This is a genomic window from Streptomyces sp. NPDC048392, from assembly GCF_043200575.1.
Lineage (GTDB): Bacteria > Actinomycetota > Actinomycetes > Streptomycetales > Streptomycetaceae > Streptomyces.
This window is the reverse complement of record NZ_JBICYB010000019.1, coordinates 121,425-137,074: the sequence shown is the minus strand read 5'-3', so window position 1 is coordinate 137,074 and position 15,650 is coordinate 121,425. Positions and strand designations below refer to the sequence as shown.

Here is a 15,650-nt window from a genome sequence, read left to right as displayed (position 1 = left end):
GGTTTGGAGCGGGCGGATCTGGCGCGGATGCGTCGGACGGGTGTGTTGCCGATGTCCACACAGGACGGACTGCGACTCCTCGACACCGCCGAACGATCGCCCGAGAGCGCCGTCCTGGCCGCCCGCCTCGACCTCCGCTCCCTCGCCGCCGGCGACGCCGCCGACCACCCTCTGCTGAGCGGCCTCGCCCGGAAGACCACCGCTCCCCGGCGCCGCAGCCTGGCCGGTGCCGCCCCCGGCACCGCGGACCGGGCCACGGCGCTGAAGGACTCCCTGCTCCGCCAACCGCCCGAGGGGCGCCGGGCCACGCTGCTCGACCTGGTCCGCGCCCAGGTGACCACCGTGCTCGGCCACACGGACGCCGGTGCGATCGCGCCGGACCGGGCGTTCAAGGACCTCGGTCTCGACTCGCTGACCGCCGTCGACCTGCGCAACCGTCTCGGCGCCGCCACAGGACTGCGGCTGTCCGCGACGGTGGCCTTCGACCACCCCGACTGCTCCGCCCTCGTGGGACACCTCCTCGGCGAGATCCTCGGAGCGGAGCACACGGCCGCCGCGGTACCCGGCCGGGACGACCACGACGCTTCCGCGACGTCCACGTCCGACGACCCGATCGCCATCGTCGGCATGGCGTGCCGCTACCCGGGAGGCGTGGCCACCCCGGAGGATCTGTGGCGCCTCGTCGACTCCGGCGGCGACGCCGTCGGGCCGCTCCCCGCCGGCCGGGGCTGGGACCTCGACGCCCTGTACGACCCCGACCCCGACACACCCGGCCGGGCCTACGTCCGGGAGGGCGGCTTCCTGCACGACGCGGGGCGCTTCGACGCGGAGTTCTTCGGCATCTCGCCGGTGGAGGCCCTGGCCACCGATCCTCAGCAGCGGCTGCTCCTGGAAACGGGCTGGGAGGCCGTCGAGCGGGCCGGCATCGTCCCGGCGTCCCTGCGCGGCAGCCGGACCGGGGTGTTCGTCGGCTCGCACTACCAGGAGTACGGCCCCCGCCTGCACCAGGCCGGGCAGGGCGCTGAGGGGCACCTCATCACCGGCACCGCGGGCAGCGTGGTGTCCGGCCGGATCGCTTACGTCCTGGGCCTCGAAGGTCCGGCCGTCACCGTCGACACCGCCTGCTCGTCCTCCCTCGTCGCCCTCCACATGGCCGTACGGGCGCTGCGGGCGGGCGAGTGCGACCTCGCGCTCGCCGGGGGAGTCGCGGTGATGCCGGGGCCGGGTGCCCTCATGGGCTTCAGCCGTCAGCGGGGCCTGGCGCCGTGGGCTCTCCTGCGCGAGTATCTGCGGATGGGGCTGGTCGACGCCGCGGGCGCCTCGGCCCTCGACGCCCGCCTCGGCTCGCTCGACGTCGACGCGATACGCGCCGATCCGCAGCGGAACATGTCCGACATCTCCTTCGCGCTCGAACACCACGTGCAGTCCGGCCCCACACCGCCGTTCGCCGCCTGGCACGTCGACCGCAGCCGCAACGACGCCCAGGTGTGCGCCCAACTCATGGCCGCACGGCTCCACTTCACCGCCGTCGCGGCGGACCTCATGGACCTCGGCCGCGCCGTCACCGCCCTCGCCGCCCGCCACACCGACGCCCCCATGCCCGGTTACACCCACGGCCAGGCCGCACAGATCATCACCCCCGGCTACCACCTCGCCGCCCTCGCCGCCGAGACCAACGCCGCACTGCGGCGCATGCTGCACACGTACGACGAGACGGACGCCTGCCCGCTGGGTTCCGGTGCCATGGCGGGCCAGGAACTGCCCTGGGACCGAGCGCGGCTCGCCGCCGACCTCGGCTTCGCCCGCCCCCAGCCGCACGCCCTTGTCGGCGTCGCCTCCCGCACCTGGACCACCGCCATGGCCTCGGACCTCGCCGGCTACGCCGCCGTCCTGAGCCGCTTCACCACCGACTTCATGACCTGGGGCGGCAGCGGCTTCGGCTTCCTCGACCTGCCCGACGACCTCGCGGGCATCTCCGCGGCCATGCCGCAGAAGCGCAACTTCCCCGTACTGGAACGCATCCGCGGACGCTGCGCCCACGTCGTCGGCCGGGCTGCCGACCTCGTCGCCGGACAGCGCAACACCCCGTACAGCAACACCGTCGAGGTGTCCAAGGAGACCGGCGCCCACCTGTACACCCAAGTGCGGGCCATGCGCTCCTTGCTGCGGCTGACGCATGCCGTCGTCACCGGCATCACCTACCGCACCGACCGGATGCGCACCGCCTGCGCCGAGGACCACCTCGGCGGCTTCACCCTCGCCAACCGCCTCACCCTGGACTGCCGCATCCCGTGGCGCACCGCCCAGATCGTCGCCGGGCGCTACATCAAGCGCGCCGTCGAGCGCGGCCTGGACGCCGCCGCTCCGGACGCGGACCTGCTGCGGGCCTGTGCCGCCGAGTCCGGGTACGAGGCCGAGCCGGCGGCGGAACTGCTCGCCGGGTCCTTCGACATCGACGCCGGGCTGCGCGCCAAGCACTCGGCGGGCTCCGCCCACCCCGATCAAGTGGCACGGCTCCTCAAGGACGAGGGGAGCGAACTCGACCGGCTCGACGCCGCATGGTCGCGCACGACCGCACACAGGACGGCTGCGGCCCGGCACCTCGACAGGCCGGTCACCCCCCAGGACCACGTTTGACCAGGCCGGCCGTCGCCCGCAGGGTCGCCGTGGACATCGCCGAGGGCACGGGCGCCGCCTGCGGCACCTTCGGAGAGCTGCTCCAGGGTGTCCTGCCCGACGGCACCGCCTTCCTCGTCACCTTCCCGATCAGCCTGGGCAGCCGCGCCCGGTTCCGCTTGGACCCCCATGGTCCGCTGCACGTCTATCCCGCGCACAGGACCAAGTCGCTGACCCTGGCGCGAACCATGCTCGACACCCACGGGGACGGCGGCGGGGGAACGCTCGTGCTCGACAGCGACCTGCTCGTCGGCAAGGGCCTCGCCAGCTCCTCCGCCGACCTCGTCGCCACGGCCCGCGGCGTCGGCGCCGTACTCGGCCTGGACACCTCACCGCCCGCAGTGGAGGACTGGCTGCGCCCTGTCGAACCCACCGACGGGGTCATGTATCCCGGCGTCGTCGTCTTCGAACACCGTGCTGTCCGGCTCCGCGCCGAGCTGGGCGCGCTGCCGTCCCTGACCGTCGTCGCCGTCGACGAGGGCGGGCATCTCGACACGGTCGCCCACAACCGGCGTCCCCGGCATGTGCCGTCCGGCCTGCGGCGTGAGTACGCGCGACTCGTCGACGACCTCGCCGACGCCGTCCGTGACGCCGACCTGAGCGCCGTCGGCGCGGTCACGACACGGAGCGCGGTCCTCAACCAGCGCCGGCTGCCCAAGCGCAATCTCGACGCGATGACCGGAATCGCCGCACGCGTCGGTGCCCTCGGAGTGGTGTGCACGCACAGCGGCACCATGCTCGGGCTCCTGCTTGACGCCACCGCAGACGGGCACCAGGAGAGGCTCGAAGCGGCGCGCGCCGCCTGCTCGGCGCTCCCCGGGACCCTCTCCGTCTACCACTCGGCCGTGGCGGACCGGTAGACGGAGAGGACGGCGGCGTCACACCGCCGCGGACTCCTGGCTCTTCGCCCAGTGCATGCCGTCCTGCGCGACCGTCAGTCCGCCCTTGACGGCCGGAACGTCGTCGTCCGCCTCACCGAAGGCCGCCTGTATCTGGAGGCGGTGTCCCTCCCGGTGGATGTCGCGGGACTGCCGGCTCAGGTTCTTCTTGCGCTGGTCCCGGTAGGCGTGCGAGGTCAGTGCCGTGTCGCCCGAGGCACCGCCGCCGACCAGCCCGGCGAACGCCCCGGCGCCGGGGGAGGAGTCGCGGGTGACGCGCCGGGCGTCGTCGAAGTACTGCTGTTCGTCCCGCGTCACGTCGTAGAAGCTGACGAGGAATTCGTGGAAGGTCTCGTATTCCTTGCGGTACCGGGCCGCGTACTCCGCGAAGCACTCTTCTTCCTCCAGGTCCCCCCGCAGGACGCTGTTGACGGAGCGCGCGGCCAGCAGCGCACTGAACGTGGCCATGTGCACGCCGGAGGAGAACAGCGGGTCGATGAAGCCCACCGCGTCGCCCACCAGTGTCAGGCCCGGAGACCAGAAGGTGTCGCTGAGGTAGGAGTAGTCCTTGCGTACCCGGACCTCGCCGTAGGGGCCATCGGTCACCCGCCTCGCCTGCGACAGGTAGTCCTCGACGAGAGGGCAGTCGGCGATCATCGAGGCCAGTGCCTCGTGGCGGTCGCCCCGGATCCGGTCCGCGCACTCCTTGCGCACCACCGCGCCGACCGAGGTGAGGGTGTCGGTCAGCGGGATGTACCAGAACCAGCCCGCGTCGAAGGCGACGCAGGTGATGTTTCCGCTGTTCGGCGCGGCGGGCCGCTTGCCGCCCTCGAAGTAGCCGTAGAGCGCGATGTTCCGGAAGAAGTCCGAGTAGCGGCGCCGCCCGCCGACGCGCCCGTACAGGCGGCTCTGGTTGCCGGAGGCGTCGACGACGAACCGGGAGCGCACCTCCCGCGCGGTGCCGTTCTCGTCCTCGTAGCGCACCCCGCACACCCTGCCGTCGTCCTTGAGGACATCCCGGACCGAGCAGCGCTCACGGACCACGACGCCCTTGCGCCGGGCGTTGTCGAGCAGCAACTGGTCGAACTTCATGCGCTCGACCTGGTAGGCGAACGAGGTGGGGCCCGCGAACTTCTCGGAGAGCGCGAAGTCGAAGCTCCACGGTTCGGTGTTGGAGCCCCAGCGGAACGTGCCGCCCCGCTTCTTGATGAACCCGGCGGCGTGCACGTCCTCGTCCACACCGAGGAGGGCGCATATCCCGTGCACCGTGGAGGGCAGCAGGGACTCGCCGACCTGGTGGCGGGGGAAGCTCTCCTTCTCCAGCAGCAGGACACGATGGCCCTGCATGGCCACGAACGCCGCGGCCGACGACCCGGCAGGGCCGCCTCCGACGACGATGACGTCGAACGACTGCGCGGATGCCGCGTCGTCGGGACTGGTCATGGCGACCCTTTCGACCGAGGGGGGCCGGCCGACGGGAACGGCCGACGGCGACCAGACGCGGCCGTCCGGACGTGATCCTCGCGAGCCCTGACGGACGGAACATCGGCGTCAGCCACCGTTACGCGCGGTGGCACCCCGCACTCACACCATCGGCGCGAAGAAATACGTGTTGCGGACCTCGAAGAGCAGATCCTCGTCGAGCCGGAAGAAGTCGGCGAACCGCAGGTCCACCTCGCTGCCGTCCTTCAGCGTCCCGCGGAACTCGCCCTCCACGGCCGCCTCACTCGCCTCGACCACGAGCTTGACCACCGTGTGGCGTCCGGCGTCGATGACCCGCCGGCCACGGTAGAAGGCATCGAGGCCGTCCCGCCCGACGATGGGGTCGTAACCGGGACGCTCGTACACCGCACCGTCGGCGAAGAGCGCGACGACTCCCTGGACGTCACCGTCGTCCACCAACGTGTAGTAGCGGCGGACTCGTTCGGCGATCTGATCCACCTCGAAGGAGGTCATGCCGTTTCCTTCCGGTCATGGTGGCGCTCAGCGCTCCGCGCGACGGGGAGCCGGCCGACGCCGACGAAGGGGAAAGCGGGGTTCCGTCCGGATGCGCGAGAGCGGAGCCGGCAGTCAACAGGCGAACGGCCTGGCTGCGTGAGTCCCGCAAGACTAGGCATACCTCGGCCCGTTGTGGCAGCCCGTGGGCGGGTGGCCCTTGTGCGCACGCCGTAACGGTGGATCCCACCGAGGACCGGCCCGGCACACGCCGTGAAGATGAGGGCCCGACGGTGGAACGACCACCGTGCCACGACACGGGAAAGGGCGGTGGGACAGGTGAACCCGTTCGACGATCCGGACGCCACCTTCCAGGTCCTCGTCAACGACGAGGGACAGCACTCGCTGTGGCCCGCGTTCGCGGATGTCCCGGACGGCTGGACCGTCGCGCACGACAAGGACAGCCGCGAGGCGTGCCTGGCCTACATCGAGGAGAACTGGACCGACCTGCGGCCCAAGAGCCTGATCGAGGCCATGGACGGCTGAGGGCCCGGCCGGGGCCCTCTCTCCCAGCCACCGCCGGGAGGCGCCCCGGCTCACCGACGCCCGGCCCGCACTCCGACCGAGGCACCTCCCCGAGGAGCGCCCATGCGACACGACACCCTCGTCGACGCCATCGGCAACACCCCGGCCGTCCGGCTGCGGGTGGACGCCGCCGCCGGAGTCGAGGTCTACGCCAAACTCGAACTGCTCAACCCCTACGCCATGAAGGACCGCGTCGCCCGCCGCATCATCCTGGAGGCCCGCCGCACCGGCGCCCTGCGCGAAGGCGCCCCCATCGTGGAGAGCTCCTCCGGCACCATGGCCCTCGGCGTCGCCCTGGTCGGCACCTATCTCGGGCACCCGGTCCACATCGTCACCGACCCCCGCATCGACCCCGTCACCCTCGCCAAGCTCCGGGCGACGGGCTGCAGCGTGCACGTCGTGGAGGCGATGACGGCCCAGGGCTGGCAGAGCGCCCGCCTCGAACGCCTCGCCGACCTGATGCGTGACCTGCCGGGTGCCTGGTGGCCGCGCCAGTACAGCAACCCGGACAACCCGGCCGCCTACCGCTCCCTCGCCGACGAACTCCGCGACGACCTGGGCACCGTGGACGTCCTGGTCGGCTCCGTCGGCAGCGGCGGCTCGCTCTGCGGCACCTCCGCCGCGCTCCTGGAACACCTGCCCGACCTGAAGGTGGTCGGCGTCGACTGCGTCGGCAGCGTGCTGTTCGGCCAGCCCGACCTCGCCAGCCGCAAACAGAGCGGACTCGGCAACAGCCTCTACCCCGACAACCTCGACTACCGGCTCTTCGACGAGGTCCACTGGCTCTCGGACGACGAGGCCTTCGACGCGACCCAGAGCCTCGCCAGAGAACAGAAGATCTTTGCCGGCAACACCTCCGGCTCCGTCTACCGGGTCCTCACCCACCTCGCGGCCCACGCCCGGCCCGGCACCCGGCTCGTCGGCATCATGCCGGACCGCGGGGACCGCTATGCCGAGACCGTCTACCGCCACGAGGCGGCCGGCCCCCTCGCCACCGCCCCCGCCGAAGTGGCCTTCGGCACGACCGTGCACAGCTGGTCCTACGCGGCGATCCCGCGCAAGGACCGCCCCGTACTCGTCTTCGTCGAGTCCAACACCACCGGCACCGGCATGCTGGCCCTGCGCACGGCGGCCCGGCTGGGCCTCGCCCCGGTCCTCCTGACCAAGGACCCCACCCGCTACGCGGGACTGGAGGACACCGGCTGCCACACGGTCCCCTGCGACACCGAGGACGAGGCGGCCCTGCGCGCCGCCGCCGACGAGGCCGCCGCGGGACGCACCATCGCCGGCGCCACCACCACCAGCGACTTCTACCTCGCCCAGGCGGCGGCGCTGGCCCGGTCGTTCCAGCGCCCCGGGCATGCCGCCGACACCGCCGCACTCTGCCGGGACAAGGCCCTGAGCCGCGCCGCCCTCGACGACGCGGGTGTGCCGCAGCCCGCCTACGTCGTCGTCGAATCGGCCGACGCCGTGGCCGCCGCCGTCGCCCGCGTCGGACTGCCCTGCGTGGTCAAACCGGCCGACGGTTCCGGCTCGCAGGACGTGCGCTGGTGCTCCGACGAAGCGAGCGCCCTCGCCCACGCCGCGCACATCCTCGCCGCCACCGAGAACGTCCGCGGCCAGAGACGGGCGGGCAAGGTGCTCGTCGAGGAGTTCGCGCAGGGGCCCGAATACAGCATCGAGATGTTCTGCGCCGACGGCGAGGCCGTGTGCGTCGGAGTGACCCAGAGGACCACCACCGCGCTGCCGTACTTCGTCGAGACCGGGCACCTGTTCCCCGCCGTACTGTCCCCGGTGGCCGAGGCGGAACTCGCGGAGTGCGCGCGGCAGGCCCTGAAGGCGATCGGGTTCGCGCTCGGCCCCGCCCACGTCGAGGTCCGTCTGACGCCGGACGGACCCGCCGTCGTCGAGGTCAACGGGCGTCTGGCCGGTGGCCTGATCCCCGAACTGGTCCGCGCCGCGACCGGCGTCGATCTCCTCGACCAGCAGCTCCGCGCCGCTACGGGGCGCCCCCTCGCACTCGCACGGAAAACGGACGGTGCCCGGCACGCCGGAATACGGTTCCTGACGGCGACGAAGACCGGACGGCTGACCGACGTCACCGGTACCACCGAGGCCGCCCGGGTGCCCGGAGTCGAATCCGTCGTCGTCACCGGCGCCCCCGGCCGGACGGTCCGACCGCCGCAGGACGCCTACGACCGACTGGGCCATGTGGTCGCCGTCGGTGCGACACCGCGGGAGGTCGAGGCCGCCCTGGACAGGGCGACGGCACTGATCCGGGTGGGAACCACTCAGGTGCCTTGACTGTCGCACACCGCCGGTCGGTCGACGGTGCGGTCTGCGAAGACTCCACTATCCCCTTGGTCACGGGGCCGCAGAACCCGGAGGCCGCGCCACGCACCGGCACGGACCGGCGTGCCGCGGATCGCACGAAGGGAGCGGCGGCACGACGGACGGAGCCCGGCCGGCGCTTCCTTCCACTCGGCTTTCGGCCGGGAGGCCCGGCCCGGCGTGCGGCGCGCACTCTTGCCGCACCGGGCGTCAGGCCGAGTACCTCCCGCAGGAAGCCGCGCACCCGGCGTCCCATGGGCCTGTGCCTGGGACATGCCCAGGCACAGGGCCGAGCGCCGCGAGGCCGTCCTCAGGACGACGACGGGGAGGGCCGGTGAACTCTAGGCGCCCCTCAGCTCTGGCCCGATGGATCCGCCACCGACGCCCGACCCGCGCAGCACCTGCCGGGGATCAGGCAGCCGCCGCAGCGCCACGGTCGTAGCCGGCACGGGCGCCTTTGGGACGTCCGTCTGCTGCTGTGCGGCCCACGCCGCGATGTGGGCCCGGGACCGCAACCCCAGCGTGGTGCGGATATGACGGATGTGCGTCTCCACCGTGCGCACGGACACATGGATGCGCGCCGCGATCTGGCGGTTGGTCAGGCCCTCCACGACGAGTGCGGCCACGTCCTGCTCCCGTCTGCTCAGCGGGTGGGAAGCCCCCGCGTCCTGCGGTTCGACCGAGTCCTCGCCGAGCGCCAGACACACCGCCTGCCGCCACGGCATCGCCCGGCCGGCCTTCAACCAGGACTCGGCCCGGCTCACCGGCACCGCCCGCAGCGCGGCCTCACGCGCCTGCTGAACCTGCCACCGCCACCAGCCGCTCTCCTTGAACGCCCCGTCGCGCACGCGCTCCGCCACACCAAGGAGCCGTACGCCCCGCTCGAACCGATACCCGCGGACGGCGACAAGGGCGAGCCCCTCCAACGCCCGAGCCGCGTCCCGATGGTGATGTGCACGGCAGCGCAGCGCCTCGGTGAAGTGCTCCTCCGCTCGCTTCAGATCGCCCTTCTCCAGGGTCAGCGAACCGGCGGTGGACAGGATGGCGCTCAGCAACTGCGGGGCCACCCCGTCGCGCAGCACGGTGAGGGCTTGCTCCAGCTCGCGTTCGGCGGTGGACGGGTCGCCGTCCTCCAGGCGGTGTCGGGCGAGGGCGCCCCGGCTCAACGCCACGAGGGCGTCGTGCCGTGACCGCAGACCGATCTCCAAGGACTCTTCCAGGTCGTCGACCGACGCCCGGCGCTCGTCCCGAGCCTGCCGCAGAATCCCCCGTACGAACACCAGCCGCCCCAGCAGGGGTGAAGGGCCACGCCGTCGTTCCTCCCGCACTGCCGCGTCGATCCGCCGTGCCGCCTCGTCGGGTTCGGAGCCATGACTGGCAAGGGCCGTCGCCTCCAGCGCCACGGCGCGGTACGCGGAGTCCGGCGTGGCCGTCTCCAGGGCGTGCTCCACGAGCCCGGCCACCTCGGCGTTCCGTCCCCGTGTCCCCTCCACCGCGGCAAGCGCACCGGTCAGCAGCAGTTGGCGCTCGTCGGAGCCCTCGCCGAGGCGTCGTACCGCGTGCAGGAGATTGACGCGCTCCTCGGCCAGCCGGTCCAGCGTGGCAGACGGCACCACGGCCTCGGTCCGCAGGGGAAGAGACATCGTTGTCAGCCATGTGGTCAGGAGCTCGTACGTCGATGTGTCCTCCCCCTCGGCGACGAGCAGTTCCTGCCCGAAACATTGGGTGGATTCCAGCATACGGAAACGGGGATCTCCGCTGCTCGTGCCTGCGTGCGCGGTGATGACGGACTTCGCTTCCAGGGCGATCAGGAGTTCCGGTAGCGCGGCCACTGTCCCCGGCAGGTCAGCGGTGACCGCCGTGGCCGCTTCCAGGCCGAAGCCGCCCGGTAGGACCGACAGCCTGCGCAGCAGGGTCTGTTCCGCGGGCCGCAGCAGCGTGTACCCCCACTCAAGCGCGGCGCGCAGACTCTGATGGCGTTCCTCGGCGAGCCGCCAGCCATTCGTCAGGAGCGCCAACCGGTCGTGCAGCCTGGAACGGAGCTCGGCCGGCGGGAAGACCCGGACCAGCCGGGCGGCCATCTCGATCGACAGCGGCAGCCCGTCCAATCGTGCGCATATCTCGGCCACGTCGTCGGCGTTGTCCCGGCTGAGCCGGAAGTCCGGGGCGACCGCGCGGGCGCGGTCCATGAAGAGGGAGACCGCGTCCGAACGCAGATGGTCGGTCAATGAGTTGCCGGACCCGGCTTCGCTGAGCGCCAAACCGTTCACCGAGAACACCGCCTCGCCGGGCAGCCGCAGTGGCTCCCTGCTCGTGGCCAGGACACTCAGCCTCGGTCGTCCGGGAAGCAGCTCAGTCAGTACGGTTCCGCAGGAGTACAGCACGTGGTCGCAGTCGTCCAGGACGAGCAGCCGGTCCGGTGCCGAGGCTGTCGCCGTGCCCCCGCCCGGTTCTTCGCCGATGGCGTCGAGGATCCGACGGCGCGCCCCGTCGGCGTCGGTGACCGCGCCGAGTCTTACCACGGACACCTCGCTCCGGCGGCGGCGTGCCTCCTGGCCGGCCACCTCCAACGCCAGTCGGGACTTGCCCACGCCGACGGGCCCGGTCACCGTCAGCAGCCGAACTTCGTGCAACAGCCTGTTCAGCTCGATCTGTTCGTCGGCGCGGCCGACGAAGCTGCTGAGCGGGGTCAGGAGTTCGCTGCTCAGTCCGGTGTCCATGGCGCCGGACCTGTGCCGCAGCCGATAGGAGCGTTGACGGCAGGCGTTGGAGCAGTAGCGGGCGCGAGGCTGCGAGGTACGGGGCTGCTTGGTTCGGGGTATCGGGGTTCCGCAGGTGTCGCACGTGACAGTCGTGGGGGTGGACATGGCACACGCCTTTCGTGGGGTCGGCGGCCGCAGTGGGGGTGCTGTGCTCCGCAGGGCGAAGTCGCCTCTGGGCGGACTGGGTACAACTCTCGGATTCGGTCCGGAAACGTGCGGCAGGACGCCGGGGCGGCACTGGGGGAGGGAGAGGACAGATGCCCGGGGATCGAAGGGAAAGCGTCCAGTGCGTCGGCGTACGGTCCGTGCGCGATCGGTCGGTCGCGAAGGTGAACGGACGGGATGCCGTCCGAGACGGCCGCGAGCGGTGGGTTCACGCGTGCGGCCGGGACAGGCGCCGCTGGTCGGCCCGGATCTCAGCGCGCTGCGGTCGGGATGAGAGGCAGATGCGGGAGGGGTGAGCACTAGCGGGTACGGTCTCTCTCCACTGCGCACTGCCGGTGGAGGAAAGGGAACGAATGTCAACGCGTGGGGTATTCGCTTCACTCCGGTTGGTTTCCTCGAAGCCTAGGAATGGTGCGTGCTTGGGTCAAGCGATGCTTTGAGTGTGCCCAGAATTCTGTGGATCAACGGTCAGGACCACCGTGTCCGTTTCCCCTTCTGAGCGGCCCGGTTCGTGCCCGTTTCGAAATCCGTTCACGCACTGCTCGCGCCGTTCCGACGTCGCTGAGGGGGTTAAGAGGATCCGTTTCCCTATGAGGAGCGGACCAGAATCTCTCTGTTTCTCTGGCAACGCACAAGAAGGTTCGAGGGTTTTCCCGGATGTCATCGGTCGGCTGTTGACTTGGGATGGGCGGGACGTCGAACCGGGCAGTCCGACGCGGGATACACGCTGCCGTCCACTGCCCTCGGACACCACGGCCGCAAGACGATCGGGATCTGGCCCGTGCCGCGGTGCTGTGCCTGATGCTGTGCCTGCGGGGTGACAGGGCGGATTCGCCGCGCACAGAGCGCCCTGGGTGCCACGAATTCCCGGACACGCCCCGGCCGTTCACGTCACGCTGCGATGCGCGTTGTCGCAGGCGCGGCGTGGATGTGCGCGGGCCCACTCGGCGCGGACGGTCCTTCAGGCGCGGAAGCTGTCCAGCGTGTACGGCACCGGATCCAGCTCCACGCGGCGGTCCGTCCTCGTCGCCACCAGGACATCCGCGTCCGGGCGCCGATGCAGGTACTGGCCGATGAGTTGCTCGCTGCGGCCGTCCCCGTACACGTCGGCGGTGTAGAAGAAGGTCACCGCGGACTCGACGGCAGCGTCCAGCACCGCCAAGGCGTCCTCCTCCACATCACCCCGGTCGGCCCTCAGCTGCCAGGTGCCCAGGCCGACCACGGACACCTGCCGCTTGCCTCTGCCGGTGCTCCATGTTTCCCATCATCCTCTGTCGTCCTGCTGCGCGTATCTCGGTGACGAGCACGCCCACCTGGTCCTGGGCCGCCACCCCGTCCTGCTGCCGCCACCCCGTCCTGCTGCCGCCACGACTCGCCGAACTCCTTCGGCACCTCTCCGGACAACCGCAACTGCGGCCCCAGCTCTCGCGAGTACACCCAGGCCCCCAACGGCTATTCCCGGACATGGTCCCAGGCAAGCCGATCCCCACACACGGCATGACCCAGAAGCCGGGCCGCCACGGCATACAGGTCCGTATCGCCCGCAACGCGGCGCCGGCGGCCCTCGCAGCCGATCTCCCCGGCCCGATCCTCGCGGACGTGACCGGCATGCACCCCCCACACCGCACCGCGCTGGGTCGCCTAGGCCAAACGCGACTGGGCCGAGTACCTCGCAGCTCGCCCGAGGACCGACAGGAAGGCGGACGATGACCGTTCAGCAACAGCCGAACGTGAAGCAACGGCCCGAGGCGACTCCTATCGTTGGCCGCCGCCCGCATCCAGCAAGTCGCCCTGGACGACCAGCGCCTGAAGCGGCAGCTCGAAGCCGCCACCGGTGTCACCCGCATCGGAACCCACGGGCGCCGACCCGAGCCCGCTGAGTTCTAAGCTAAGAGCGCGGTCCCCAGCGACGCGCTAATCCTGGCCTCAGGTTGATCGGGGACGATGAGCGGCAAGAGCATCGACTGGAAGGGGGCGGGCCGGCGTGCGGATCATGATCGCGGATGATGAAGCGGCCATCCGTGAGTCGCTGGAGCGGGTGCTCCAGGTCGAGGGTTACGACACCAGCACCGTCGCCAACGGTCTCGCCGTGCTCGACGGGGTCGGTGGGACAGGCGGTGACACGCTGGATCTGCTGATCCTCGACGTGATGATGCCCCGCCTCGGCGGGTTGGAGACCTGCCGGCGGTTGCGGGCCGCGGGCCGGGATCTGCCGGTGCTGATGCTGACCGCCCGTGACCAGGTCTCCGACCGGGTCACGGGGCTGGACGCGGGGGCCGACGACTACCTGCCCAAGCCGTTCGCGACCGAGGAGTTGCTGGCCCGGGTGCGGGCCCTGCTGCGCCGGCGCACGCCGACCGACGGGGAGTCGCAGATCCTGTCGTTCGCCGACCTCCGGCTCGACCCCGACAGGTTCGAGGCGTGGCGTGGCGGGCGGCCGCTGCGCCTGACCCGGACCGAGTTCTCCCTTCTGCAGGTCCTCATGCGCAACGCGACCCGGGTCTTGACCCGCGACGCGCTGTTCGAGGCGATCTGGGGCTTCGACATGAGCGCCACCGCCAACAACCTCCAGGTATACGTGAGCTACCTGCGCCGCAAGATGGAGGCCGGAGGTGAGCCGCGATTGATCTACACGCTGCGCGGCCTGGGATACTCGTTGCGGGAGACTCCTCCGTGAGCAGGCCCGCCGGCCGGGAACCGCGCCGGCTGACCCGATGGTGGCGCCGGCGGTCCCTGCGGACCAGGCTGACGGTGATCGCGGCGACGGCCATCGCGGTCAGCGTGTTCGTGGCCTTCCAGGTGGCCAGCGAGCTACTGGACTGGGAGTTGCGGGACACCGCCGAGAATCAGCTGCGCGCCGACTCCCGCGTCCTGGCGACGAACGCGCAGCGCGCCGGTCTGGCGCAGGTCCAGCTACCGCCGTATCCCGGATCCGGTCGGCTGGTGCGGGTCATCCTGCCCGACGGCTCGACCCGGACGCCGGCCGGCCAACCCGCGCTGCCCCCGGTCAGTGAGCACGCCGGGCGCGTGGCGCAGGGCGCGTCGGCCGACCTGATGGAGTCGAACGACAGCGAAGAGGGCTACCTCATCTACACGCTGCGGGCGGGCGACGGCGCGGTCCAGGTGGCCCGTGTCGCCGACGACAGCCCGATCAACCGGTTCGGGTTCGGCATGCTGCTGATCGGGCTGTTCTGCGTGGTCGGCGGCGCCCTCGTCGGGCGGACCGTGGCGCGGACCGGGCTGGCGCCGATCGACCGGCTGACCGCCGCCGCGGTACGTGTCGCGCACACCCGGGATCTCGACGCCGGCATCCCGGACGAGGGCGGTGGGGAGATCCGGCGGCTGATCCAGTCGATCAACGACATGCTCGCCGCGCTCCGGGACTCCCGGCGGGCCCAGCGGCTGCTCGCCGAGGACGCCGCCCACGAGCTCAGGACCCCGCTCACCAGCCTGCGCCTCAACGTCGAGCTGCTGATCCGGCTCGATCGGCGCGGCACCCTGAACAGCGCACTGCCGGCGGAGGGCCGGACCCGGCTGCTCAACGATCTCGGTGCCCAGGTGGCCGAGTTGAGCACCCTTGCCGCCGAGCTGACCGACCTGGCGCGCGGTGACGTGAGCGACGAGAACACCGAGCTGCTCGACCTCGCCGACGTGGTGGTGACCGCCGCGACCCGGGCGCGTTCCCGCGTGCCCGACATCGAGGTCGCGCTCGACGTGACCTCCGTGTGGGTGAGCGGGCGTCCCGCTGCGCTCCAGCGGGCGGTGCTCAACCTCATCGACAACGCCGGCAAGTGGTCCCCCGCGGACCAGCCGGTCCAGGTCCGGCTGCGTGCCGAGGGCGCGTCGGCGATGCTCGAGGTCGACGACGCCGGGCCGGGCATCGACGCCGCCGACGTACCGCGGGTGTTCGACCGGTTATACCGTGCCGACAGCGCCCGGGCGTTGCCGGGATCCGGTCTGGGGCTGTCGATCGTGCAGCGGGTCGTCGACGCCCACGGCGGCCGGGCCACCGTCGCCCGCTCCGCACGCGGTGGCGCGCTGCTTCGGGTTGACCTTCCGGCCGCGGCCCCGCCCGCCCCGATCGCGGTATGTCCAGCCGGGTGATCGCGACTGTGCTGCCCGTGTGTGGACGTCCCGGGGGACCTGGGCGTCGCCGAGGAGACGTTCACGGCGATGATGCGCGAGCGCGACCGGATCGACGCCGACATCGCGCACCTGATCGAGACCCGGGACGCACTCGACGTGCTGATCAGGGCCAACAGTCGGCACCGGGCGGAGCTGTCCACGGCCCCGGAACCGGTGGCGCGGTCGGCCTGAT

10 protein-coding genes and 1 pseudogene are annotated in these 15,650 nt (G+C 71.6%); 7 read left to right on the top strand and 4 right to left on the bottom strand.

The features are described 5' to 3' along the window. Nucleotides 1-51 precede the first annotated feature (51 nt). Nucleotides 52-2,637, top strand: a complete 2,586-nt coding sequence (locus ACGFYH_RS24290) for a beta-ketoacyl synthase N-terminal-like domain-containing protein (RefSeq protein WP_393805260.1) — start codon at nucleotides 52-54, stop codon at nucleotides 2,635-2,637. After that, nucleotides 2,634-3,536 carry a kinase gene (locus ACGFYH_RS24285; RefSeq protein ID WP_393805259.1) on the top strand — a complete coding sequence of 301 codons (903 nt, stop codon included), beginning with the start codon at nucleotides 2,634-2,636 and terminating at the stop codon, nucleotides 3,534-3,536. The genes ACGFYH_RS24290 and ACGFYH_RS24285 overlap by 4 nt, the downstream gene beginning before the upstream one ends. Nucleotides 3,537-3,554: 18 nt before the next feature. Here the strand turns inward: ACGFYH_RS24285 and ACGFYH_RS24280 are convergent, their stop codons facing one another. Both ACGFYH_RS24280 and ACGFYH_RS24275 read right to left on the bottom strand, forming a co-directional pair. Further along, nucleotides 3,555-4,997, bottom strand: a complete 1,443-nt coding sequence (locus ACGFYH_RS24280) for a tryptophan 7-halogenase (protein ID WP_393805258.1) — start codon at nucleotides 4,995-4,997, stop codon at nucleotides 3,555-3,557. A 141-nt stretch (nucleotides 4,998-5,138) separates the two neighbouring features. Next, a complete protein-coding gene (locus ACGFYH_RS24275) occupies nucleotides 5,139-5,510 on the bottom strand; it encodes a nuclear transport factor 2 family protein (RefSeq protein WP_393805257.1) in 372 nt (123 codons plus the stop codon). 309 nt (nucleotides 5,511-5,819) lie between these two features. On the opposite strand from ACGFYH_RS24275, the gene ACGFYH_RS24270 reads away from it, so the two are divergent. Then, nucleotides 5,820-6,035: an MbtH family protein gene (locus tag ACGFYH_RS24270; RefSeq protein ID WP_393805256.1), complete on the top strand. Its 216-nt coding sequence runs from the start codon at nucleotides 5,820-5,822 to the stop codon at nucleotides 6,033-6,035. Between the two features lie 102 nt (nucleotides 6,036-6,137). Next, a complete protein-coding gene (locus ACGFYH_RS24265; protein WP_393805255.1) occupies nucleotides 6,138-8,378 on the top strand; it encodes a pyridoxal-phosphate dependent enzyme in 2,241 nt (746 codons plus the stop codon). Between the two features lie 368 nt (nucleotides 8,379-8,746). Here ACGFYH_RS24265 and ACGFYH_RS24260 read toward each other — a convergent pair whose 3' ends face one another. Both ACGFYH_RS24260 and ACGFYH_RS24255 read right to left on the bottom strand, forming a co-directional pair. Beyond that, the gene (locus ACGFYH_RS24260; RefSeq protein WP_393805254.1) at nucleotides 8,747-11,125 is read right to left on the bottom strand and encodes an ATP-binding protein; all 2,379 of its coding nucleotides are present in this window, start codon (nucleotides 11,123-11,125) and stop codon (nucleotides 8,747-8,749) included. 1,174 nt (nucleotides 11,126-12,299) lie between these two features. Further along, nucleotides 12,300-12,560: pseudogene (locus ACGFYH_RS24255) on the bottom strand (aldo/keto reductase); the annotation flags it as partial. A gap of 756 nt (nucleotides 12,561-13,316) precedes the next feature. Here ACGFYH_RS24255 and ACGFYH_RS24250 point away from each other — a divergent pair. Genes ACGFYH_RS24250 through ACGFYH_RS24240 form a run of 3 tightly spaced genes read left to right on the top strand, consistent with a single transcriptional unit; the run spans nucleotide 13,317 to nucleotide 15,649 of the window. Beyond that, complete coding sequence (locus ACGFYH_RS24250; RefSeq protein WP_393805253.1) at nucleotides 13,317-14,009, top strand: response regulator transcription factor; 693 nt, start codon at nucleotides 13,317-13,319, stop codon at nucleotides 14,007-14,009. After that, a complete protein-coding gene (locus ACGFYH_RS24245) occupies nucleotides 14,006-15,436 on the top strand; it encodes an ATP-binding protein (RefSeq protein WP_393805252.1) in 1,431 nt (476 codons plus the stop codon). The genes ACGFYH_RS24250 and ACGFYH_RS24245 overlap by 4 nt, the downstream gene beginning before the upstream one ends. A gap of 21 nt (nucleotides 15,437-15,457) precedes the next feature. Beyond that, complete coding sequence (locus ACGFYH_RS24240) at nucleotides 15,458-15,649, top strand: hypothetical protein (protein ID WP_393805251.1); 192 nt, start codon at nucleotides 15,458-15,460, stop codon at nucleotides 15,647-15,649. Nucleotide 15,650: the final 1 nt, after the last annotated feature.